This window comes from Ralstonia sp. 22086, from assembly GCF_052045975.1.
Classification (GTDB): domain Bacteria; phylum Pseudomonadota; class Gammaproteobacteria; order Burkholderiales; family Burkholderiaceae; genus Ralstonia; species Ralstonia wenshanensis.
Window position 1 is genome coordinate 19,887 of the sequence record NZ_JBQEPZ010000005.1, and the last position, 23,467, is coordinate 43,353.

Annotated in this window: 20 protein-coding genes; 9 read left to right on the top strand and 11 right to left on the bottom strand. The window is 66.3% G+C overall.

From position 1 onward, the window contains the following. Positions 1–90: 90 nt before the first annotated feature. A complete protein-coding gene (locus tag ACTJK6_RS20850) occupies positions 91–888 on the top strand; it encodes an AraC family transcriptional regulator (protein ID WP_316881077.1) in 798 nt (265 codons plus the stop codon). Positions 889–918: 30 nt separating this feature from the next. Here ACTJK6_RS20850 and ACTJK6_RS20855 read toward each other — a convergent pair whose 3' ends face one another. Both ACTJK6_RS20855 and ACTJK6_RS20860 read right to left on the bottom strand, forming a co-directional pair. Further along, entirely contained in the window at positions 919–2,226 is a 1,308-nt protein-coding gene (locus ACTJK6_RS20855) for an ATP-binding protein (protein ID WP_316870711.1), read from the bottom strand. 3 nt (positions 2,227–2,229) lie between these two features. Continuing rightward, positions 2,230–2,961: a response regulator transcription factor gene (locus tag ACTJK6_RS20860; RefSeq protein WP_102065093.1), complete on the bottom strand. Its 732-nt coding sequence runs from the start codon at positions 2,959–2,961 to the stop codon at positions 2,230–2,232. A gap of 202 nt (positions 2,962–3,163) precedes the next feature. On the opposite strand from ACTJK6_RS20860, the gene ACTJK6_RS20865 reads away from it, so the two are divergent. After that, positions 3,164–3,961: a MipA/OmpV family protein gene (locus ACTJK6_RS20865; RefSeq protein WP_440840063.1), complete on the top strand. Its 798-nt coding sequence runs from the start codon at positions 3,164–3,166 to the stop codon at positions 3,959–3,961. Between the two features lie 12 nt (positions 3,962–3,973). On the opposite strand, the gene ACTJK6_RS20870 is transcribed toward ACTJK6_RS20865, so the two are convergent. Beyond that, positions 3,974–4,894, bottom strand: coding sequence for an alpha/beta hydrolase family protein (locus ACTJK6_RS20870; protein ID WP_440840064.1), 921 nt, complete (start codon positions 4,892–4,894; stop codon positions 3,974–3,976). A 117-nt stretch (positions 4,895–5,011) separates the two neighbouring features. Here ACTJK6_RS20870 and ACTJK6_RS20875 point away from each other — a divergent pair, with 117 nt between their 5' ends. Both ACTJK6_RS20875 and ACTJK6_RS20880 read left to right on the top strand, forming a co-directional pair. Next, complete coding sequence (locus ACTJK6_RS20875) at positions 5,012–5,962, top strand: helix-turn-helix domain-containing protein (protein WP_440840066.1); 951 nt, start codon at positions 5,012–5,014, stop codon at positions 5,960–5,962. Between the two features lie 90 nt (positions 5,963–6,052). Next, positions 6,053–6,829 carry a PepSY-associated TM helix domain-containing protein gene (locus ACTJK6_RS20880; RefSeq protein ID WP_440840068.1) on the top strand — a complete coding sequence of 259 codons (777 nt, stop codon included), beginning with the start codon at positions 6,053–6,055 and terminating at the stop codon, positions 6,827–6,829. 70 nt (positions 6,830–6,899) lie between these two features. On the opposite strand, the gene ACTJK6_RS20885 is transcribed toward ACTJK6_RS20880, so the two are convergent. Next, positions 6,900–7,763: a MurR/RpiR family transcriptional regulator gene (locus ACTJK6_RS20885; RefSeq protein ID WP_232041229.1), complete on the bottom strand. Its 864-nt coding sequence runs from the start codon at positions 7,761–7,763 to the stop codon at positions 6,900–6,902. Between the two features lie 287 nt (positions 7,764–8,050). Between ACTJK6_RS20885 and ACTJK6_RS20890 the strand changes: the two genes are divergently transcribed. Next, a complete protein-coding gene (locus ACTJK6_RS20890; RefSeq protein ID WP_440840070.1) occupies positions 8,051–9,097 on the top strand; it encodes a porin in 1,047 nt (348 codons plus the stop codon). Between the two features lie 273 nt (positions 9,098–9,370). Here the strand turns inward: ACTJK6_RS20890 and ACTJK6_RS20895 are convergent, their stop codons facing one another. Beyond that, positions 9,371–11,635, bottom strand: a complete 2,265-nt coding sequence (locus tag ACTJK6_RS20895) for a mechanosensitive ion channel family protein (protein WP_440840072.1) — start codon at positions 11,633–11,635, stop codon at positions 9,371–9,373. A gap of 66 nt (positions 11,636–11,701) precedes the next feature. Continuing rightward, positions 11,702–12,955, bottom strand: coding sequence for an MFS transporter (locus tag ACTJK6_RS20900; RefSeq protein ID WP_316881069.1), 1,254 nt, complete (start codon positions 12,953–12,955; stop codon positions 11,702–11,704). A gap of 119 nt (positions 12,956–13,074) precedes the next feature. On the opposite strand from ACTJK6_RS20900, the gene ACTJK6_RS20905 reads away from it, so the two are divergent. Continuing rightward, a complete protein-coding gene (locus ACTJK6_RS20905; RefSeq protein WP_440840074.1) occupies positions 13,075–13,791 on the top strand; it encodes a glutathione S-transferase in 717 nt (238 codons plus the stop codon). A gap of 41 nt (positions 13,792–13,832) precedes the next feature. On the opposite strand, the gene ACTJK6_RS20910 is transcribed toward ACTJK6_RS20905, so the two are convergent. The 4 genes from ACTJK6_RS20910 to ACTJK6_RS20925 all read right to left on the bottom strand — a co-directional run bounded on the left by ACTJK6_RS20910 (position 13,833) and on the right by ACTJK6_RS20925 (position 15,518). Beyond that, complete coding sequence (locus tag ACTJK6_RS20910) at positions 13,833–14,234, bottom strand: hypothetical protein (protein WP_440840075.1); 402 nt, start codon at positions 14,232–14,234, stop codon at positions 13,833–13,835. A 41-nt stretch (positions 14,235–14,275) separates the two neighbouring features. Then, a complete protein-coding gene (locus tag ACTJK6_RS20915; RefSeq protein ID WP_147218419.1) occupies positions 14,276–14,698 on the bottom strand; it encodes a hypothetical protein in 423 nt (140 codons plus the stop codon). Between the two features lie 337 nt (positions 14,699–15,035). Further along, the gene (locus ACTJK6_RS20920) at positions 15,036–15,263 is read right to left on the bottom strand and encodes a hypothetical protein (RefSeq protein WP_232041236.1); all 228 of its coding nucleotides are present in this window, start codon (positions 15,261–15,263) and stop codon (positions 15,036–15,038) included. A 45-nt stretch (positions 15,264–15,308) separates the two neighbouring features. Further along, positions 15,309–15,518 (bottom strand): hypothetical protein, encoded by a 210-nt coding sequence (locus ACTJK6_RS20925; protein ID WP_024977449.1) that lies wholly within the window; start codon positions 15,516–15,518, stop codon positions 15,309–15,311. A 273-nt stretch (positions 15,519–15,791) separates the two neighbouring features. On the opposite strand from ACTJK6_RS20925, the gene ACTJK6_RS20930 reads away from it, so the two are divergent. After that, positions 15,792–17,006 carry a hypothetical protein gene (locus ACTJK6_RS20930; RefSeq protein ID WP_440840076.1) on the top strand — a complete coding sequence of 405 codons (1,215 nt, stop codon included), beginning with the start codon at positions 15,792–15,794 and terminating at the stop codon, positions 17,004–17,006. A gap of 10 nt (positions 17,007–17,016) precedes the next feature. On the opposite strand, the gene ACTJK6_RS20935 is transcribed toward ACTJK6_RS20930, so the two are convergent. Further along, a complete protein-coding gene (locus ACTJK6_RS20935; RefSeq protein ID WP_232041238.1) occupies positions 17,017–18,165 on the bottom strand; it encodes a cation diffusion facilitator family transporter in 1,149 nt (382 codons plus the stop codon). A gap of 239 nt (positions 18,166–18,404) precedes the next feature. Between ACTJK6_RS20935 and ACTJK6_RS20940 the strand changes: the two genes are divergently transcribed. Both ACTJK6_RS20940 and ACTJK6_RS20945 read left to right on the top strand, forming a co-directional pair. Next, positions 18,405–19,073 (top strand): response regulator transcription factor, encoded by a 669-nt coding sequence (locus ACTJK6_RS20940; protein ID WP_232041239.1) that lies wholly within the window; start codon positions 18,405–18,407, stop codon positions 19,071–19,073. 4 nt (positions 19,074–19,077) lie between these two features. Next, positions 19,078–23,418: an ATP-binding protein gene (locus tag ACTJK6_RS20945; protein WP_440840077.1), complete on the top strand. Its 4,341-nt coding sequence runs from the start codon at positions 19,078–19,080 to the stop codon at positions 23,416–23,418. Positions 23,419–23,467 lie beyond the last annotated feature (49 nt).

Sequence of the window (23,467 nt, forward strand, 5' to 3'; positions counted from 1 at the left end):
GCCGGGCGATAGCCTGCCATCGACATCTGGCTTCGACAAGTCCTGCTGCCGCATTTACACTGGCCCGACCGTTTCTGTCGCAAACCCGCCATGCCACAGCGCATCCTGCCAACCGATATCGAAGGCCGCACGCCGCCGTCAGCGGCACATCCGGTGCGGCTTTACACGCGGCAGATGGACGCCAACACGCGGTTTCCGCGCCACACGCATCCGTGGGCGCAGGTGGCGTATAGCCACAACAGTGTGCTGCGCGTGCAGGCCGGCGACACCGCCTGGGTGGTCCCGCCCTCGCGGGCGATCTGGATTCCGCCCGGCATCGAACACGAAGTGTGGGTGGTCGAAGCCGCCTTCCTGCGCACGCTGTATGCCGATCCATCCGTGGTGACCGGCACGCTCGCGCAGTGCCGCGTGATGGAGGTATCACCATTGCTGCGCGAGCTGATTGCCGCGATGGATGTCCGCCAGCCACTGCCGGCCGCGCGCGAGCAGGCGCTGGCCATGTTGATCCTCGACGAGTTGCGCCGCAGTGCCCCATTGCCGCTGGATTTGCCGATGCCTGCCGACAAGCGCCTGCGTGCCCTGTGCGAACGCGTGATGGCCGACCCGGGCACCTCGCTCACCTTCGACGCGCTCGCCCGCGATGTAGGCGCCAGCGCCCGCACCCTGGCGCGGCGCTTCCGGGACGAGCTGGGCGTGAGCTTTTCGCAGTGGCGCCAGCAGGCCGTGCTGGCCAGTGCCATCCCGATGATGTCGCAGGGGATGCCGCTGTCGCGCGTGGCGCAGGAGCTGGGCTACAACAGCCAGAGCGCGTTTTCTGCGATGTTCCGCCGGGCGTTCGGCAGCAGCCCGAGCGCGTTTCTGCATCGACCGGGCGGCGAAGACGCTTAGCGCGCCCGCAGCGCCCACATCCTGCTGCGCCTACAACGGCGGAAGCGTCATGGCAGGCAGCAGCACCGCAAAGCGTGCACCGCCCGACGTTGCCGCATCGAGGCGGACGTCGCCGCCATGCACCAGCGCAATGCGCCGCACGATCGCCAGCCCCAGACCGAAGCCGCCGGTGTGGCGGTCGCGACTGGCATCCAGGCGCAGGAACGGCTCGAACACGCGCGCGCGATCCGACTCGGGAATGCCGGGGCCGTCGTCTTCGACCGTCAGGCGCAGCGCGCCGGCGGGGCCGGCTTCAGCGCGGATGGTGATGGTGTTGCCGGCATAGCGCGCGGCATTGCGGATCAGGTTGAGCAACGCGCGCGCCAGCAGGCGCGGGTCACACACGTGGTGCGCGGGGGCGGTATCGGCATGCACAGCCAGGGTGAGCTGGCGGTCGGCCACGTCGTTGGCCACGCTGGCGACCACGCTGTCGAGCCACTCGCCCACCGCCACGCGCATCAGCACGAGATGCGTGGCGCCCTGCTCCAGGCGGCTCAACGCCAGCAGCTCGCTCACCAGTTCATCGAGCTCACGCACGTCGCGGCGCAGCGCATCGAGCCGCACGTTGCGCTGAGCTTCCGACTCGGGCGACTGCAGCAGCGCGATGCCGAACTCCAGCCGCGCAATCGGCGTCTTCAGCTCATGCGAGATGCCGTTCATCATCTCGCGCTGGTGCTGGATCGAGCCCTGGATGCGCTCGGCCATCTCATCGAACTGGCGCGCCAGGGCATACACGTTCGAGCGCTTGCGCAAATTGGCGCGCGTGGCCAGATTGCCTGCACCAAAGCCGCGCGCCGCATCTTCCAGAACGCGCAGGTCGCGCCAGTGCATCCAGACCCAGAGCAGCAACGGCAGCAGCGCGGCAATGGCGATCAGCGAATAGGCGATCAACTGGATGCCGAGGTAGTCCATATCGGCGCTGTAAGCGTGCAGCACGGCTCCGTCGTGCAGCGGCAGGTAGTAGTCCTTGCCGTTGGTCATCAGCACAAGCTTGTGGTCGGCCAGGTCGCGCCGCTGCTGCGCCGAGAAATCCGGCACGGTATCCGGATCGACAATGTCGAATTTCTCCCAGGCGTTCTTGTTCAAGCGGGCGATGGCGGCATCGCGGCCAGCGGGGTCAGTGCGATCGGCGCGGTCCAGATACTCCTGCAGTACGAAGGCGTAGCCCTTGCGCACTTCGCGCTCGCCGTGCGTGAGCGTGTCGTGGAACAGCCAGACGAACGACTTGTTGACGCCGATGAGCGCGAGCGCCGCCGCCACCACGACCATCGCGTACAGCTTCAGTAACGACTTGAGCACGGTTCAGTCCTCCCACGCCGACGGGCTGAACAGATAGCCGCGTCCCCAGATCGTCTTGATCTTGTGCGGCTCGGGCGAGGCATCGCCAAAGCGGCGGCGCAGGCGTGAGATGCCGGAGTCGACGGTACGGTCCAGTCCGTCGAACTCGATGCCGCGCAACTGCTTGAGGATGTCGTCGCGGCTGAGCACGGTGCCGGCCGCACGCGCCAGGATCAGCAGCAGGTTGAACTCGGCCGTCTTGAGGTCGACCGGCTGGCCGCGCCACGTGACGGTGCGGTTGGGCGGCGAGATGGCCAGCTCGCCAAAGACGAGCGTGTCGTCGCGCGGCGCCACCGGCTCGGAGGTCGACATGACCGGCGTCGAACGGCGCAGCAGCGCGCGGGCCCGGGCGACGAGCAGGCGCGGCTCGATGGGCTTGAGGACGTAGTCGTCGGCGCCGATTTCCAGTCCGGCCACCTGGTCGTACGTGTCGACACGCGCGGTCAGGATCAGCACCGGCACGCGCGAGAACGCGCGGATGCGCCGGCACACTTCCATGCCGTCCATGTGCGGCAGCATCAGGTCGAGGATCACCAGCGCGGGCTGGTGTTCACGCACGGCGGCGACGGCAATGTCGCCGCGGCGCACGACTTCAACTGCAAATTCATAGTTGCCCAGGTATTCGCCGACAAGCTGTGCGAGACGGTCGTCGTCTTCGATCAGCAACACCTTGGTCTTGAGCGGCGCGTCGGTCATCGCGTTCATCGCCCGTACCCCCGTTTCTTCTTGTGTTGGCGCGCAGTGTACGGCGCCCGCCTTGCGAGCGGATGGGGCGGAGAAACTTGCAGACACTCGCGCACAATTGCGCACAACTTCCCGGCAATTTCCAGACAGACGTGCGTGCGGCACCTCGCCAGACTGCGGGCTCTCTCTCAAGAGGTCCAACAAGAGGTCCTACGTGCTCAATCGTCTCTCCCCCCGGTTTTCCGTCGCTTATCTGGCCGTGCTCTCCGGCATGTGGCTGCCGCCGTCTTCGGTGTATGCCGATGAATCGTCGTATTCGCTGTCGCTCAACGCGGGCGTGGCGCCGCGCTACCAGGGCAGCAAGGAGTACACCGTAACGGCCGGCCCGGGCTTCCGGGCAGATTTCGGCAACGGCTGGTTCATCGACCCGACCCAGGGTGGCGCCGGCTATGCCCTCCGCTTCCTGAACGGCATGTTCGCCTCGGCCGCGCTGTCGTACGACCCGGGCCGCTCCGATACCAACCGCTATGGCCGCCCCGGCTCGGATCACCTCAAGGGCATGGGCACGGTCAAGGGATCTCTGCTGGGCGTGTTCACGGTGGGCGGCAAGCTGATCGGCGACACCACGGGCAGCGCCACGCTGGAAGTGCCCATCACCCACCGCGAGCGCGGCTGGTCGGGCCACATTGACGTGGCGGCGCCGGTCGTGAGCTGGGGCAGCGACAAGATCACCGTGAGCCCCAGCCTGCATTTCGGCTCGAGCAAGTACATGCAGACGTACTTTGGCGTGACGCCGCAGCAGTCCGCCAACAGCGGCTTCGCCAAGTACAGCGCGAGCAGCGGCCTGCAAGCGGCCACGCTCACGGTGGCCTGGACGCATACGTTCTCGCGCCACTGGGCGGTGCAGACGGCGGTGGGCACCTCACGCCTGCTGGGCAACGCGGCCAAGAGCCCGATCGTGCAGAACAAGCAGAGCTACTTTGGCGGCACGGGCCTCGTCTACACCTTCTGAGCGGGTCCTCAATCAAGCAAGGGCATCGAGCCACGCCACCGTTTCGCGCCACCACGGCGCGCCGGACGATGCGCGGAAGAAGCCCATGTGGCCGACACCCTTGGCGCCCAGCGCAGCGCCGCTCACCTGGCGGCGCGTGACGCGGGTGGCAGGAAACTGCGCGATGAGCGCGTCGACGGCGTTGGCCGGCGCCATCGGATCATCGTCAACCCCCCAGGCGAGCAACGGCACGGCGAGCCTCGGATAGCGCGAGGTATCCAGCCCGGCACGCGGCCCGAAGATGTAGCCGCGCCAGCGGGCAAAGCGCGCCCAATCACCCAGGATGGCAGCCGGAATCGACATCGGCCCCATGCCGACGGCCGCCAGCGGCAGCATGCCGCCGCGCACGCGCGCCACCGCCAAGGGAATCCGCACATGCAGCAGCCAGGCAAAGTGCGGACGGGCCAGCGGCCCGCGCCACGGCCACAACCGCGCATCTGCCAGCGGGACCGCCACGTGCACCAATGCATCGGCATGCACGATGTGCGGCGCCAACCCCGCCAGTTGCCCGCCCGCGCTGTGACCGAGCACCACCAGCCTGCGGCCGCCGCAGCCCTCGGGGACGAGCGTGTCGTGCACCCATTTCAGCACCGCGTCGATGTCCTGCCGGCCCCAATCGGCAAAGCGCGGCGTGCCCGGGCCAGTCGCCACTGCCTCACCAATGCCGCGGTAGTCGAACGTCACCACACGCCAGCCCGCCAGACACAGCCCACGCGCAAACGCCGCGTAAAACTGACGCGGCACGCCCAGAGCCGAGCAGATCACCACCGTGCCGTGCGCGCCCAGCCCAGGGCTGGTGACCGTCACTGGCAGCGTCCAGCCGTCGGCCGTGCGAACGTGGTCGTCGCGGGTGGGAAGGGCATCGGCGGGGTAGTCGATCGGTTCGCGCTGCATGGGCACTCCGCTCGAGGTATCGGGTTGGGATGGACCGAGTATTGGCGACGCCAGAGGCGGTCACAATTACGCGGCGGGTAATCGCGGCAGCTACCTGACTCTGCTTCAATAGGTGACATGACGCCCACCAAGCCCGCCTCCGCCTCGTCCATCGACGACACCCTCATGCTTGAAGACGCCCATGCCTCCCATGGCGCCCAGGTGGCGATCGAGCCGCCTGAAGCAGCGCTCTCGCGCTTCCCGCAGTTGCTGCGCTTCTGGCGCACGCGGCGCGGCTATAGCCAGCTGGCACTGGCCCTGGCGGCGGGTGTGTCGCAGCGGCATGTGAGCTTTCTGGAATCGGCCCGCGCAACGCCCAGCCGCAACATGATCCTGCAACTGGCCGAGGAGCTGAACGTGCCGCTGCGCCATCGCAACCAGATGCTGCTGGCTGCCGGTTTCGCCCCCGCCTATTCCGAACAGGGCCTCGCCACACCGCCCGATGAGGGCTCGCCGATGATGCAGGCGGTGCGCCACGCGGTGAAGCTGATCCTCGACAAGCAGGCGCCGTATCCGGCCATCGTGCTCGACCGTTTCTGGCATGTACTCGATGCCAATGCCGCGCATCGCCGCCTGATGCGCTGGGCCATCGGCGACGACCGGTCCGAAGGCGCGCCGGGTGCCGTCAACATGATGAAGCTGGTGTTCGACCCGACCGCGCTATGGCCCGCCATCGCCAACCGCGATGCCGTCGGGCGCTACCTGGCCCGGCGCGTGCGGCAGGAACTAGCGCTGCAAGCCATCGACCCGGCGACGCAGCGGCTGCTGCACGACATCCGCGCGATGCAACCGGCGCTGTTCGATGCGTCGGATGCGCCGGCAGCCCACGCCGCACCCGCGCACGAGGCCGGCGATCCGCCGCCGTTCCTGCCCATCTCACTGCAGCGCGACGGCGTGACGATCTCGCTGTTCTCCACGCTCACCACGCTGGGCACCCCGCGCGATGCGGGGCTGCAGGAGATGCGCATCGAGTGCTTCTATCCGGCGGATGAAGCGTCGCGGCGGGCGCTGGAGCGTATTACGTTGTAAGCTGCACCCAATTGCAACGAGAATCATTCTCATCTATATTGGCCGGTCGATTTACCTCCCTCCGGCGGCTGTTACGCCGCCTTGTGCTTCATGACCGACCTGTCCCATCCCCCGCTTTCGGCCGAGCCCGCCGCCAAACCGGCCGCCAACGCCCGCCCGGCAAAGGCCAAATCCGAACACCCAGCCAACCGCCGCGCCACGATCGTCCGGTGGCTACGCAAGACGCACGGATGGTTCGGGCTGTGGGGCGCGGTGATGGGCTTGATCTTCGGTGTGTCGGGCATCTGGCTGAACCACCGCGCGGTGCTGAAGCTGCCCGTGGCGCAACAGCGCATCAATACGCAGATTGCCCTGCCCGACCCCGTGCCAGCCACGCCCGAAGCGATGGCCGCCTGGCTGCAGCAGACGCTGAACACGCCGGAGCCGGCCACCCGCACGCGCATAGAAAAGGCCAAGCCGGTGGCCTGGGCCGAGCGCCCGGCCAAGGGGGAAGGCGCCAGGGACGACAAGAACGCCGACGGCCCGCGCGAACCCGCCGCCAAGCCGTTGATGCAGCCCGAGCAATGGACGTTCAACTTCGGCAGCGCCACCACGCAAATCCAGGCCGAATACTGGGCCGGCAACCGCTCGGTAGCGATCCGCCAGACCGACAACGGCTTCCTCGGCACACTGATGAACCTGCACAAGGGCGTCGGCATGACGGTGCCGTGGATTCTGCTGGTGGATACGCTGGCCGGCTGCCTGATCTTCCTGTCGATCTCGGGCCTGTGGCTGTGGGTGATGACCACCAAGCGCCGCACGGTCGGCTGGACGATCTTCGGTTTGGGAAGTCTGCTGGCGATCGGGCTGGCGATCTCGCGGCTCTGAGTACCGCATGTGTTGTAGATGGCGCCCGCGTGGCGCCATTTTTTTGCCTTCGTCGCTTCGTCGCCGTCGCTTACGGGCGATCGACGCTGCGCTCGGTCAGCAGTCGCTGGATTGCCCGCATGCGCGAGCGCACCATTTCATCGCGGCGCTGCGCCACGCAGGTCATCAGGATTTCGATGACGGTGAGGTGCACGAGGTACGCCTCGGTGCCGACCCGCATCACCGCATCTTCCGGCACGTCCACCGTGAGCGCGATCTGCGCGCGCTCGGCCAGCGGAGTGCCCGCCTGGGTGATGGCGATCACGCACGCGCCCTGCTCGGCCGCATAGGCAATCGACTCGAGCAGATACGGCATGCGCCCCACGTGCGAGAACGCCACCACAACGTCGGACGCGCCCAACATGGCCGCTGACACAAGCTGCAGATGCGCATCGAAGTAAGCGTTGGACGCCAGCCCCAGCCGCATCAGCCGCGCCTGCATGTCGTTCGCCATGAACGATGAGGCCGCACCGGCCGCATAGCAATCGACGCGGCGCGCGCGTGCGATGCGCTCGGCGGCGGCGTCGACCTGCGTGGTGGACAGCGATTCGCGCAGCTTGGCCAGCGCCCGCGTGGCGCCATCGATGACCTTGCTGGCGACCAGCGCAGGCGGGTCCGCCCGGCCGACATGCCCCGGCAGCGTCGGCTGCGCGTGCGCCAGCTCGGCGGCCAGCGTGGCCTTGAACTCGCGCAAGCCTTCAAAGCCGAGCGCCTGGCACATCCGCACGATGGTCGGCATCGACACGCCTGCGCGCACGGCCAGTGTCTCGACGGATTGCTCGAGCGACAGCTCCGGCGCCTCCAGGATCAACCGCGCCACGCCCTGCTGCGCCGGCGAGAGCGCAGACAACTGGTCGCGCAGGGCGTTGAGCAGGGGAACGGAGAACGAAGGCATGGCGGTACGTAGTCGGCGAACGGAAATCAGCGTCGCCAGTGTAGCGGCAGCCCCGCGCCACGCCGCCTGGCCGAGGGAAAACCCCCAAGAATCTGTAAGCCCGCGGTTTACGCGCAATGCCCCTTCAGCGGGCAATGCTCCAACCGGCGCGACGTGTGCGGCGCTTTGCCGGTGCATGCGTAACTTCAACCCTTACAGAGCAGACTTGCCTGAGAGTCGGCCCCCGAGCCAGGCCGGAAAACCCGTTCCGGCCGACACAACAGTCGTCACGACAACAAGGGAGCCACATGACTACTTCGATCCGTTCCATTCCGCTATCGGCTGTTGCACTGTCGGCGCTGCTGGCCTGCGGTACCGCGCATGCGCAATCGAACGTCACGCTGTACGGCGTGATGGAAACCGGCCTGCGCTACAGCACCAACAACGACGCCGACGGCCACGGCAAGGCCGAGATGGCGGGCGGCTACTACAGCGGCAGCCGCTTCGGCATTCGGGGCTCGGAAGACCTGGGCAACGGGCTGAAGGCCGTGTTCCACCTAGTCAGCGGTTTCGCGCCGGACACCGGCGTGGGCTCCACCAACGACATGGGCCTGGGCGGCTACAAGCCCACCACGCCCGCAACGTCGCGCCTGTTCGGGCGCCAGGCGTATGTCGGCTTGGAAGGCGGCTTTGGCTCGCTGACGTTCGGCCGGCAGGAGAACCTCGTCTTCAACACGGCCGGCCAGTACGACGCGCTTTCTATCGGCAACCTCGGCGCGACGGCCTGGCACGTCACCGCCACCGGCGTGCGCATCGACAACGCGGTCAAGTACGTGGGCGATTTCAACGGCTGGCGCCCGGGCGTGATGGTCGGCATGGGCGAGCAGGCGGGCGCGTTCTCCGCAGGCAACTACAGCGCGCTGTCGCTCAACTACGCCAGCGGCCCGTTCGCGTTCGGCGGCGCGTGGGAGCAGCAGAAAGACCTGCAATCGGTCGGCACCCGCACCTGGACCACCGGCGGCAGCGTGCAGGTCGGCCCGGCCAAACTGATGCTCGGCTACATCAACTACCGCGACGGCACCCCCACCAGGAACGACCTCATCCTCGGCGGCGTGAAATACGACTTCAGCGGTCAGTACAACCTCGTGGTCGGCGGCATGGCCACGCGCCAGCGCGACCCCGACGGCCTGCGCTACACCGCCTACGCGATCATGAATTACGTGGTCAGCAAGCGCACGTGGCTGTACGTCGGCATGGACTACACCCACCAGAAGGACGCCGGTACCGTGCTCGCAGCCGCACTGCCGAAAGCCTCGCAGACCGGCGTCATGGTCGGCATGCGCCACGGCTTCTAAAACGAAGCACAAGGCCTGGGCGCCAACACCGGCGCCCAGACGGTTTGGCCGTACCCTGCCCTAGATGGCGCCTTGGATTTGTGTCGCGGGGAGGAAAAAGAGGGGAGGCCTGTCTGAGCGCAGCGAGTTTGCCTCTCCTCCCTCCCCGTGACACAAATCCAAGGAGTCTTTCGCCATCTCGGGCGCGCCTTTCTTTGCTTACTTTCTTTGGCAAGACAAAGAAAGTGAGTCGGCCCCAGCAGGGGACGAAACAGCAGCAAACCACCAACGCCCTTACGCTGGCGCCGCGGCAGGTGGTTCATTGGAAGCCGACGCCCCTTTCTCCTGCCCACCCCGCGTCATCCACGCCTCAAACGCCGCAGAAGTCCGCAACACCGTCCCCGGCGCCGCCAGCGGCACGTGCGCCTTGTCGAACGCATCCTTCAGCACAACGTTGAACGCCCGCAGCACATCCGCCTGCTTCTGCGGACGCGTCTTGAACCGCCCCTTGACGATCATCGCGCCACCTTCAAAGCGGTCCAGCCCGAAGATTTCCGCACCGCCGAGCAATGTGTAGGCAAAGCGCGGCTCACCTGCAATCTGATCAGCCGCCGTGCGCACGAGATCGATCGCCTGCTGCGGTTCGGCCTCCATCGCCACGCGCACTTCAAAGTCGGCAAACGAGTAATCGCGCGAGAGATTGCGCACGGTCTTGATCTGGCTGAACGGAATCGACAGCACCGCGCCCGTGCCATCGCGCAGCCGCACCGTCCGGATAGTCAGGTTGATGACGGAGCCCGTGGCCACCCCCACGTCCACCGTATCGCCCACGCTGATCGTGTCTTCCATCAGGATGAAGATGCCGGTGATGAAGTCCTGCGCCAGCGACTGCGCACCAAAGCCCACCGCGAGGCCAATCACCCCGGCGCCCGCCACCAGCGGCGTCACGTTGACGCCCAGGTTGGCCAGAACGCCAATGCTGGCTGTCACCACCAGCGTCACCTTCAGGCCATTGCGCAGCAGCGGCAGGATGGTCAGCGCGCGCGTGCTGGGCTGCGCCCGCGCCGAGGCCGGCGACAGCGCCCGCAGGATCGCCGTGTCGAGCAGGATCCAGACAAGCCAGGTGGCAAAGACGGTGCTGATCAGGCCCACCATGGCATCGGCGATGCGCTTGCCATTGACGGAGCTGTGCGCGACCTCCACCAGCGTGTGGCCCCACACGCGCAGCACCAGCTCAAGAAAGGCGATCCAGATGACGAGCTTGATCAGCGCGCCAACGAAATGCTTGAGCCTCTCCACATAAGGCGAGCTGCGCGCCAGACGCAGGTGTGAGCGCCAGTTGGCGCGGGGGCGGATGAGCGCCGACAGGAAGAACGCCGCCACCAGCAGCAGCGACGTCATCACGGCACGGCGTGCCACGACGTCAACGTTGCCGGGCGTCGTCAGGGTGGCCACGACGGTGGCGCTCGCCAGCACCACCACGGGCACCGGCCAGAACGCGGCCAGCAGACGGCGAATCTGGTTGCCCGTGTGTTCGCCGCTGCGCAGCTCCAGCGGTCGGTTGGCAATCAACTGCCCGATCGGCCGGCGCGCCCACAACGCGCCCACCGCCAGCATCAATGACGCCACCACGTTGCACACCGTGGCCAGCAGCAGACTGAGCGAGCCGCCCAGCGCCAAGGCAACGCGCGGATCGACCAGCGCGTCGCCGCAGGCGCCCAGACTGGCCGTCAGAAAGATCGGCCACATGCCGTGCTTGAACAGGTATTCCACCGCCACACGCCGGTGCGCGCTGCCGGAAAAGAGCGAGAACAGCATCGCCACACCGGCCGTGATGATCGCGCCCCATACGATGGCGTAGGCCAGCACCACCGCCAGAACAAAGCCGGGCGAGGCATCGCGCTCCAGCCGCATGATGACGGCAAAGGAAATCGCCCATGGGCCGATCTTGCGCGCCGCGTCGATCAACAGCGCGCGCGTGGTCGGATGCGGCCCGAGGCCTGCGGTGAGACCGAACACGCGGCGGATCAACCAGCCCAAGCCAAGCAGGCCAGCGGCGATGGCGGCCCAGATGCCCACGGTGCTGGCAAAGTCCGCAGCCAGCGGCATGCGCTTCTCGGGCGAGAGGAGCAGGCTCGCGTTACCGCTGGCGGCCTCGATACGGCGCAGCCAGTAGCGCGGAGCACCGGCTTCAACATCGGCCTGCAACGAGCCGTTCTCGATGAGCGACGCCACCGCGCCCAACAGACCCGGCGCCTGTTCGGCCTGCGCCTTCTGCTGCGCGCTCATGCCGTCGCGCAACTGCTTCAGTTCATTGACGAGAGCCGTGCGCTGCTGGTCGTTGTTGAGCAGCGTGATGACGGTGTCAAGCGACTGGCGTGTCTGCGCAGGGTCCGCTGCCGGCGCCGATGCGCTGGCGGTGGAGGTTGGCAGCCCGGCCAGCTTGGAAAACGACACCGGGGCAGCGTCGGCCAGGTTGGCGACGCACGCGATCAGCAAAAGCAGGACCGATGCGAGCGGCCACAGCCGCCGCGTCAGGAAGGGAGAATGAGTACGCATGACAGGGAAAGCGATCGTCCAGACATCGACCACGGCACGATACGCGAATTCCCTGGGCTCACAACCTCAGCGCTTGGCGCCCGGCGGCAGCGGAGCGCGCCGCCAGAGCCAGGCGGCCGTGCCGAGCGCACATGCCATGCAGGCCATCACCAGGGCCACCACCCCGGGCCAGCCCCACGGTGCGTAGAGCTTGCCGCCTGTGGTGCCGATCAGGCTGGAGCCCAGGTAATACGCCAGCAGATACAGCGCCGCAGCCTGCCCCTTGGCACGCTGCGCGCGGCGCCCCACCCAGCCGCTGGCCACCGCGTGCGCACCGAAAAAGCCGAAGGTCAGCAGCGCGATGCCGCCAATCACCAGCACCAGCGGCCTCGCCAAGGTCAGCAGCACGCCCGCCGACATCAGCGCTGTGCCGGCCAGCAGCATGCGGCCCCGGCCATGGCGATCCGCCAATCGGCCAAACCATGCCGAGGCGCCAATGCCCAGCAGATACACCATGAAGATGCCTCCCACCGCCGTCTGGCTGAGGGCATACGGTGCATCGAGCAAGTGGAAGCTCGCGTAGTTGTAGATCGTGACGAAGCCGCCCATCAGCAGAAAGCCCATGGCGAACAACGAACGCAGGCCCGGCTCGCGCAGATGCGCGCCCAGCGTATCGAACAGATCGCCCAGCGCCACACCCTTGCGCGGCACAAAACGCCGCGACGGCGGTAGCAGCCACAGGAATGCCAGCGCCGCCAGCAAACCCAATGTGCCGGTAAAACCCATGGCAGCACGCCAGCCGAAATGGTCGGCCACGGCGCCGGTCAGCACACGCCCGGCCATCCCGCCGAATGCCGTCCCACCGACGTAGAGGCCCATCGCCATGCCGAGCCCTTGCGGGTGCACCTCTTCGGCCAGATACGCCATCGCCACCGCCGGCACGCCGCCCAGCACAACGCCGAGCAATGCCCGCGTGACCAGCAACCCGTGCCAGCCCGGCAGCACCGCCGCGGCCAGCGTGAGCACCGACGACAGCACCAGCGACACGCCCATCAGTGTCTTGCGATGGATGGACTCCGACAGCAGCCCCGCAAACAGGATCGCAAAGGCCAGCAGCAGCGTGGACACCGACAGCACAAGGCTCGTCTGCGCGGGCGTGAGGCCAAAGTCGTGCGCCAGCATCGGCATGAGCGGTTGCACGCAATACAGCAGCGAAAACGTCGAGAAGCCCGCCGCGAACAGCGCCAGATTGGCGCGCAGATAACCGGGGTGGCCCCGGACCAGCCAGCGCGAAGGATCGGCGGGTTCGATGGAGGGCGAAGGAGAAAGCGGAGCGTTCACGGCGGGGGGGTTGAAACAGGCGCAGGGGCAAGCGCCTATTATCGTTCGCAGGCACCGTTCCCGCTGCGATGCGGCATCGCTCTTGCTGCGCAGCCCCCACCTCGCTTATCCGCCCGACCATGGAAACCACGCTCTACTACTGGCCCGAAATCCAGGGCCGCGGTGAATTCGTCCGGCTGGCGCTGGAGCAGGCCGCCGTGCCCTACACCGACCTCGGCCGCGAAGACGAAGCCGCCATCGAGGCGTTTCTGAACGACGCGGTCATTCCCACCCCGCCGTTCGCGCCGCCGTTCCTTGTGGCCGGCCAATTGGTGATCTCGCAGACGGCCAACATCCTGCTTTACCTGGGCCAGCACTACGGCCTGGCTCCGCACGACGAAGCCGGCGGTCTTTGGACGCACGGCCTGCAACTGACGATTGCCGATTTCGTGGTGGAGATTCACGACACGCATCACCCCATCGCGTCGTGCGAGTACTACGAAGATCAGCGGACGGAAGCCAAGCGCCGCACGCAGGATTTTCTGGACCACCGCGCCCCCAAGTTCCTGCACTACTTCGAGCGTGTGCTCGAGCGCAACCCCGCCGGCCCGACATGGGCCGTGCGTGATGCACTGACGTATGTGGATTTGTCGCTATTCCAGATCGTGGCGGGGCTGCGCTACGCATTTCCTCGCCACATGCAGCGATACGAGCGCGAGCTGCCGCATCTGGTGGCGCTGCATGATCGCGTGGCGGCGCAGCCGAACATCGCGGCGTACCTGGAATCGCCGCGTCGCATTCCGTTCAACACGATGGGCATCTTCCGCCACTACCCCGAGCTCGATGCGCTGAAATGACAAACCCGGCGCAAGCCGGGTTCGCATGGAGATTCAATCGTTCAGGCCGCCAACGGCGTATCCGGGAACCGGCGGGTCAACCGGCGGCGGATGTCTTCCAGCGCCGCGGGCCAGCTTTCGGTGGCCGCCAAGTCGTGGATGTCCTGCAGATCGATCAGCAGCTCCACCACCTGGTCGTCGTCGACATTCACGCCGGAGTAGCGCAGCGCACACGCGAGCGGATCGTCGCTCGGCACACGCAGCAGACTCACGCCCAGGCGCTCGATCGCGGCGCAGTAGAACGCATCGTCAATAAGGATGCCGACGCCGCATCGGCGGTTGTCGAGCCCGCGATAACGCGGCTCGCCGTCGGCGTCTTCAGAGCGGCATTGCTGTGCGAGCAGGTGTGCGCGCACGCGTTCAAAAATGTCCTCGATGGCGAGGAACGTCCCCTTCCCTTTCATGGTGTCACCTTCTATAGGGTGATCTGTGACCGGCCGGTCGGTCAGAATGTATCGACAAGAGCGCCGCTCAGGCCGAATTGGCGTGCGATCGACTGCAGGCGTTCCTTCCACTCCCACGTGCCGAACACGTCATGCGCGTTCTGCAGCTTGGAGAGCAGCTCAACGGTGTCGCGGTCGTCCACGTCGATGCGCGCGCGCTTGAGCGCACGGCGCAATGCGATGACACCGGCATCCATGTACCGCGGAATTTCGTTGGCGGGCTTGACGATATAGCGCACCGGAACGCTTTCCATCGACGTCGTGTAGTCACGCACGCCGATCAGGTTGCCGATCGGGCAGCAGCGGCCGCCCTGGCCGTGGTACGCCGCACCGCCGCGCGGCAGGATGGCAGCGCCGCCCTGACCGAACAGATGGCGAACTGCGCCATCGTAGATTTCTTGCTTGCTGAGATATTGCGTCTTCATGTTCTTTCCCCTGACCCCAAGATTGCAGGCGCCGCCGCTTCGATTCACTTCCGACTTACGGCCTGACGTTGCGTCCGACGTCGCACAATTTGCCATCCGTGCGATCTATCTTGGTTCAGGATGCACCAGAACCATGGGCCGAAAAAGGACCGGAATGTAAGTCATTTTTACCGTTTGCTTTTTGGCAACGGATTGCCCGCAAAGGTGCGCCAGTCAACGCTTTGCGGGTGCTCCAGAGACCACGCGGGCGGGCCGATTTGGCATGCCTTGATGCGCTTTCGCAACAGCGTGTGCGCATGACTGCGCGCACGTGGCGCATGCGTCGTAGGTGCGGCGCTTACATCCCGATGATCTGGTCTGCGTGGCCGAGACAGAAGCCACGTCGGTCATGGTGCCCACAGGTGGGCATCACCTCGTAGCCGGCAGCGCGCAGCAATACCGCGCGCGCGGCCACCTCCACGGGGGGCAGGGGCTGCCCCGAGTCTTCATCGCGCACCAGCCGGCCGAGTTGGGCAAACGGCTGGCGCAGCAGATGGTTCAGATCCAGCGAACCGCAGTACCGCATCACATCACCTTCTTCAAAAATGGCGGCGGCACCGCGGTGCGCCGATTACATCGATTCGTCTGCCAGCTCAGGACACGCAACCAGCGTCCGGCGCACACGCGCATATGCGGCACGCTGTGCCCAGATCGCGTCGGTCAAGGCCGCAATCAGCGCGTCGCGGGGCAGGCTTTGCGGTGCCACGCCGAACTGCGCCTCCACGGTACGTAGAGCCTCCGTCACTTCGCTTCGCCATCGGGCGTCGAGTCGCTGGGTCATGTTGTTCTCGTTGGGTCGGTTCTGGCGCGGTGGGCGGCGGGCTTGTGCCCACTCTGGCCGCGCTGGGAGGGGATTGGCGGAATGGGTTCCGCTCTTGTTTGTGAAGAACGGCACACGGGACTGAAACTTGATCGCCTCGGCGGGGGGTAAAACGGTCGCCCGGGATCGGGTGCCACCGAGCGCCTCTCCGCCAAACGGGCTCCCCCATTCGCGCAGCAACTTCGGCGGGTGCCCGTGGCCCAATCGGTTCTGAAACCGCCACCCGAGCCACCGATGAAGATGGAGCGCTACGTGTCCCGACTGTTTTTCCTGCACCGTACCTTGCTCACCGTTGCGTGCGCGCTGGCCTTGCCCGCCGTTGCGACGGCTGGCGCCCCCGATCCGCGTCAATACATGCATGGCATCAGCGCGGTGCCTGGCGCCAAGGCCGACACCTTCAACGTGTTCTTCAGTAGCTCGGGTCTGCCGCCGCGCGGTGCCGATCGCAGCGGAAACTGGCCGCACGATGTCTATGTCGCGCAATGGCATGCCGACACGGGCGTGCTCGATGCCCCGCGCATCTTCATCCAGAAGCCCGAAGCGCAGGAGCCCGTGACGGTGGCGCGCAACCGCGCGGGCCAGGTGATGGTGTCATTTGAAGACGGCTGGAATGCGCCGGAAAACGTCAACCAGCGCTTCGGCATCTACGACACCGCGCTCCGGCCCATCAAGCCGTATCCGCAACTGGTGGAATCCGGCAGCCATTCGGGCCATATCACGGCCGTGGGCGACCGTTTCGTGGTGTTCTACTCCGACGGCTGGATCACCGGCGGTGGCGTCGACAACCTCGGCAGCGGCAACGGCGTCTACCTGAAGGTCTACGACGGGCGAGGCCGTCGCCTGCACAACGTCGACGTTGCCGATGGCCGGCGCGAATGGTGGCCCATGGTGGCTGGCGGCAGCACCAATGCGCTGCTTGCCTGGCAGCAGTTCGTGCCAGGCCAGACCGAGGCCAATCTGAAAATCGCCGTGTTCGATCCCGTTAGCGGACGCGTGACCGGCGAGCAGCTTCTGCACAAGCATCTGCAGTACTACACCTACAGCGTCACGTGGATGCCGGCGATCGAGCGGTTCCTGCTGGTCGGCGTGGCCAAGGGCAACGGCTTTGCCGACTTGATCGACACGACGGGCAAGGTGCGCGCGTCCATTGCATGCATGCCGGCAACGGTGCGCGAAGCGGGCATCGCCGTGAACCAGAACACCGCCTATACGCCCGCCGCCGATGGCCGCCTGCTGCAACTGCACGCGGGGCCGGATTCGCTCACGCTATCGGCCACGCTGCTGAACACCGACGGCAAGCGCGTGCAATGGCGGCCGGTCGGCAGCACCGGTTTGCTGCGCACGTCGGGCGCGATCGACTGGATGTCGCTGACGGAAAAGGGGCTGGAGCAGTTGCACTTCGACCCCGCCAAGACGCAGCCGGCCAACGCGGTCGACCAGTGCCGCTAGCGCGACAACCTCAAGCGTCCGTAACAAGCACGCGCAGGCGCACGAGACCATCCCACCTTGTGTGGATGGCATCGGCGATGCGGGCGATTTCGGCGGCCAGCGCTGGTGGCAGGACCAAGTCGACCTCCACCGCGCCATCGACGTAATGGAGCACGCAGTGGCGTGCGTCCAGCGGCGTGCCGGGCGGCAGCAGTTGGGCCAGCACGGCGTGCAGCGCATCGCGGTCGGGGAGCGGCACGGGGTCGGTTGCGATGTGCTCGCGCGGGTCGACGTGAATCTGCACGTCGAGCACCGCCATCGCCGTATGCGCACTGAGTACGTTGGTGCGGGCCCGCACGGCAATCGCATGGCCTTCGCTTACCGAGACGCGCGGATCGACCTCGATATGCGCGTCCACCAATGCCTGGTCGCCTGTCACACGCGTACGCAAGTCGTGCACGTTGATCACGCCAGGCGTGGCTTCCAGGCTGGTCCGGATCGCCTCTACCTGCGCGGGCGGCAAGGCGCGGTCCATCAGGTCGTTGAGCGCTTCCCACCCAAAGCGCACACCCACACGGCCAATCATCAGCCCGACGATGCAGGCGGCTATCGGGTCCAGCCAGTGATAGCCCATCAGGTTGCCCGCCACGCCGACGGCCGCCACCAACGACGACACCGCATCGGAACGCGCATGCCACGCATTCGCAATCAGCATGCGTGAGTTGATGCGCTTGGCCACGGCCAGCATGTAGCGGAAGAGCCCTTCTTTGGCTGCCAGCGCGATCAGCGCCACCACCAGCGCCAGTCCATGCACGGGCGTCGGCCCCTGCGGCGAGCGCAGGCTTTCCACCGCGGCCCAGATCATGCCCGCGCCCGCCCCGATCAGCAGCAGCCCCAAGCCCAGCGACGCTGCGTTTTCGTAACGCGCGTGGCCGTACTGGTGGTCTTCGTCCGGCCCCTTGTGGCTGTTGCGGTTGGCAATGAAGACGATGCCATCGGCAATCAAGTCGGACAGCGTATGCAGCCCGTCCGCCACCAGGCCTTGCGAGTGCGACCACAGGCCCGCCGCAATCTGCCCCGCCGAGAGCAGGCAATTGACGCCAGCGCTCACCAAGGTGGAGCGCTCGGCGCTCTGCTTGCGTGCGGCCGCAGAAGGTGCTGTCGAGGATGTGGGCGTCATGGGAAATCGGTGCGATCAAGCGTGCGAGGCAATCGCCAGCATTGTGCCACGCACCGGTACACCGCCCCGATCCGAAATGATGGCCACGATCGCAACGTGCTGCGACAAATTTGCACCAGAAGAGCGCGGATTGGGGCGCATTTATAGGACGTTTCCGATGTTCCGCCCTGGAGGCTTCGGCGATTCTCAGCAATGCGGCAAACACATTGCCGCGCGTTACACGCTCGGAGACACGTCGAATGCAGAACCCCGTCCAACTCGTCATTGCAGATGATCACCCTGGCGTGGTGGCGGCCGTGCGGCGCCTCGTATCGGGGGTCGACGGCTTCGAGGTGGTGGGCGAAGCCAGCAACGCCGATGAGCTGCTCGCCGTGCTGGGTCGCGTGCGATGCGACCTTGTCATCACCGACTACGCCATGCCTGGCAGCCGCTACGGCGACGGCATCCTCCTGCTCGAATTCCTCGTGCGCCGCCACCCCGACCTGCGCGTGATGGTGCTCACCATGCTCGAGACCCGCGCACTGATGAGCAACATCCTGCGCGCGGGCATCAAGGTCATTGTCAGCAAATCCGACGAGCCACAGCACATCCTCGAAGGCATGCATGCGGCGGCGGGCGGTCGCATCTATCTCTCGCCAATGCTCAATGCCAAGCTGCTCTGCCGTAACGGGGAGCCACAGGCTGTCCACGACGACCCCGTCGCCAAATTGGGCAAGCGGGAGTTGGAAGTGCTGCGCATGTACGTGACCGGCAAGACGGTCAGCGAGATTGCCTTGCAGCTCAACCGCAGCGTCAAGACCATCAGCTCGCAGAAGCAGACGGCCATGCGCAAGCTCGAGCTTGGCACCGAGGCGGCGCTGTTCGACTTTGCCGTGCGCCACGGACTGCTTGGCAGCAGCGAGGCCTGAGACGATGGCCCGCGTCACGCTTTCGGTGTCGGCTCGCCTGCGCATCGGCATCGGCGCGGGGTTGCTCGCCTGTGCCGTTGCGCTGGGCTGGCTGGGCAGCTCGCCCAATGCCGATGCGGAAGATGCGGCGCAGGCCGTTCAACGGCTGACGCAGTTTCCGCCCAAGGTGACCGTAGGCGTCATCAGTGATGCCATGGCTCCGCTGGAGGGCGTCGAGGCCGACCGGCTCAGCGGCTTCTCCGGTGACCTGCTGATGCATCTGATTCCCCAGGATCAGGTACGCGTCATCCCGCACGTCTTTTCACGGCGTGATGAGCTGCTCAAGGCGGCTTGCCGCGGCGACGTCGACATCATCATGAGCGTGGCGCCGCGCTCGCAGTACGACCATTGCCTCATCTATTCGGCGCCATACCTTGAACGTCCCACCGCGGTGGTCGCGCGCAACGACAACACGCAAGTCGCGCAGAACCCGTTTGCCTCCGGCATGCGCATCGCCGTCGAGCAGGGCTCTTCGCTCGAAGAAGAGTTGGCTGGGCAATACCCGAGCATCCGCCTGATCAGTACGCCCACGGCGGCAGACGCCCTGGACGCCGTGCTGCATGACGCGGCAGACGCTTACGTGGGCGTGACCTATCCGACGCGGGAGTTGATGTCGCAGCCTCGCTACCGGCGGCTTTCCATCGTGCAGCTTGTGAACCAGCAGGTCGACGCGCTGCACTTTGCCGCGCCGCGCGGGCAGGCGATGTTGATCCGCTATCTGGACCGCCATCTCGCCCAGTTGCCCGACGCCACCATGAGCGAGCTGCGCGCGCGGTGGATCACGCAAGGCGGCGGTTCGTTTATGGGCGTGCAGCTGTCGGACAACGAGCGGGCCATGCTCGCGTCGCTCCCGCCCCTGCGCTACGCCGCCGACCCCGACTACATGCCCTACACCTTCAACGGAACGGGCGGCGGGATGCTGGGTATCTTCCCGGAATATCAGAACTTCCTCTCGCGTACGCTCGGGTTGCGCTTCGAGCGGGTGACCGTGCGCGACTGGGCTGAAGCGCTCGCGAAGGCGCGCAGCGGCGAGGTCGACATCCTGCTCGGTATATCCGATCAGGATTCCCGCCCGCCCGGCTTCACACTCTCTCAACCGATCGATGCCACACCGATGGTGATCGTCGGGCGCAGCGACGCGCTCACGGTGGCTGCGCTTCCCGAACTTTCCGGCAAGACCGTCGCCCTGCCGGCAAGTGAGACCCTGACCACGTTGCTGAACCAGAATGTGCCGAAGATTCGCATCCTGCCTGCACGCTCGGTCAGCGATGCATTGGCAATGACGGCAACCGGGGAAGCCGATTTCACGATCGTGAACCTGCCGGTGGCCGATGCGCTGATCCGTCATCACTTTCCAGGCGAGCTGAAGGTGACCGGTTCTGCGAATACGATCGAAAGCATCGGCGTGGGGGTATCGTCGCGGTACGCTGCGCTGGTGCCGCTCATCAACCGCGCGCTCTTCGCCATGCCCGAAGGCGAACAAGTGAGCATCCGCAACAAGTGGCTGTCGGTCAGCTACCAGTTGGGGCCGTCCACTTCGGCTGTGCTTGGCAAGTTCGGGCCAGCGGCGGCGCTGGTGCTGGCTGCACTGGTCGCACTGTCCATCAAGCAGATGCAACTGCGCCGTGAGAACCACCAGCGCCGCCGCGCCGAGGAAAGCCTGGCGCGGCAACTGAGCTTCCAACGCGCGCTGATGGAGGCCGTGCCGTTCCCGCTCGTCGCCCATGACGCCGCGCACCGTTACGTTGCCGTGAATGCGGCGTTCTGCAACATGTTCGGCCGGACACGCGCGTCGTTGCTCGGGCACACGCCACAGGAGCTGGGGCTGTATTCGGTCGGCGACACGTCGCCGCTGTCCGATATCGACCGACGCGCGGCGCAGGCCAGCGAAAGCACGCGCGAAGAGCTCATCATCGACACGCCGGACGGCCAATCGCGCAACGTGCTGTACTGGATCGAGCCGTTTCACCTGCCGGACGGGCAACCTGCCGGCACCGTGGCCTCGCTGGTCGACATCAGCGAGATCCGTGAAACGCAGGCGCGGGCCGAACGCCTTGAGCAGCGCCTGCGCGAGGTCACCGAGTCGTTGCCCGCGCTTGTCTATCAGTTTGAGCTGCCGCCGGGCCAGGGGCAGGGCCGCATCACCTACGTGGCCGGCAAAGCGCACGAAACACTCGGCGCACAGCCCCAGGACCTGCTGAGCTACCTGTCCACACCTGAACGGCTCATCCATAAAGAGGACAGGCAGCGCATGATCGACACGGTGCTTGCCTCTGCGCAACACCTGACGCCGTTCGACCAGCAATTCCGCCACGTTTGTGAAGATGGGACGGTGCGGTGGCTGCACGCGCGCTCGATCCCGCACCGCGAGCCGGACGGCCGCACGGTCTGGAACGGCTACCTGAGCGACGTCACCACGGAGCGCGAGCAGGCCGACGCGCTGGAAGCCGCCAAGAACGCAGCGGAATCGGCCCTGCACGCGAAAGACCGCTTCCTGGCCATGATGAGCCACGAGATCCGCACGCCCATGAACGGCGTGCTCGGCCTGGTCGAACTGCTGCAGCAGACGAAGCTCGAGGGCGAGCAGAAGCAGATGGTTTCGTTGGTACAGGATTCGGGGCGCGCGCTGCTGCATATCCTCGATGACATCCTCGATTACGCAAAGGTCGAGGCCGGCCGACTGGATATTTCCCCCTCAGCCACAGACCTTCGCGAAGTCTTTGACGGGACGGTCGGCCTACTGGCAAGCCGCGCACACGAGAAATCGCTCGCCGTGCACGTGGATGTGGGCGCCGATGTGCCGGCCAGTGTTTCTGTCGACAGCATTCGGCTACGGCAAATTCTGTTCAACCTGCTTTCCAACGCCATCAAATTCACCGACACGGGAAGCGTACGACTGTCAGCCGACTGCACGCGTGTTACGGACGGCACGGCGCACCTCGTCGTCTCTGTCATCGATACGGGCATCGGGATATCACCGGAGGTGCAGGCAACGCTGTTCGCGCCATTCGTGCAGGCCGAGCGCTCGACCACGCGGCGCTACGGCGGCACCGGTCTGGGGTTGGCGATTTCTCGTCAGCTTGCGGGTCTGATGGGCGGTGAACTGCTGATGGAGAGCGCCCCCGGATACGGCACCGCTGTCACGCTGCGGCTGGCCGTGCCGGTTCTGCAAGCGCGGTATGCGCTGCCGCAACTGGCGGGCCGCAGCGTCGCCATCGTGGTGGACGACCCTGCCGTGCGCCACAGCCTCACGCAATTCGCGGTTGCGGCCGGGCTGCAGGCCGGCCACCCACCAAACGCCGACATCCTCCTGACCTCGGCGGTGCAGGCAGACGCGCGCGCCATCCGCATCACGTCAGAAGCGGGCTATGCGGGACCGGGCAACCCGCTGAGCGTCAATCCGCTGAGCTGGCACGCTTTCGTGCAGGCGTGCGAGCGCGCCCTCCCGCAACCCGAATCCATGCAAGCCGCCAGCGCGACGGTACACGCGCTTCCCGCCGCCGCGCCCACTGAAGCGCCCGGTGCACACATCCTCGTGGCGGAAGACCATCCGATCAACCGCGAGCTGATCGCCAAGCAACTGCGTCTGCTCGGCTATCGGGTCACGCTGGCCGAAGATGGCGTCGTTGCGCTTGAGCGTCTGCACGAACACCGTTTCGACGCCTTGCTCACCGATTGCCACATGCCGCGCATGGACGGCTTCGACCTAGCCCGGCACATCCGCCACGAAGAACAAGAACGCGCCGACGGGCCTCGCCTGCCCATCATCGCCATCACCGCAACGACGCTCGCTGAAGAGCACGCGCGCTGCCGTGCCGTTGGAATGGACGCGAGCCTGCTGAAACCAACCACCCTCGCCACGCTGCAGGAAGCGCTGTCTGCGCTGTGGAGCCCCGATGGTCTCGCGGTTGCGGGCACGCCCCCGGAAGATCCATTCACTTTGTCGCTCGACGATCTGCACGCCGCGCTCGGGACGGACCCGGCCGCAGCCGGGTTGGCGCAGGTCTTTCTGTCGTCGCTGGCCGAGGATGCGCAGCGGCTCCAGCCGCTGCTGGACGCGATGGACCGCCCCGCCCTGCGCCAGTGGGCCCATCGCACCGGCGGCGCACTGGCACTTCTGCACAGCCCCGACGTCGACGCTGTGGCGGAAGCCTTCCGTCATGCCGTGCACGATGGCAGCCATGACGACATCCATGCCGCCGGCAGGCGCGCTTTGCGTCTGCTAACGCACATCAACGCGTTGTTGAACGCCTTCTTGCCCGTGTCAGCCGACGTTGTGCACCGCACGCAAGTGACGGATTCATAAGGGAAAACCGTTTCAAGCGATCGATGCATCGCTTTTAGACGTGCCATTC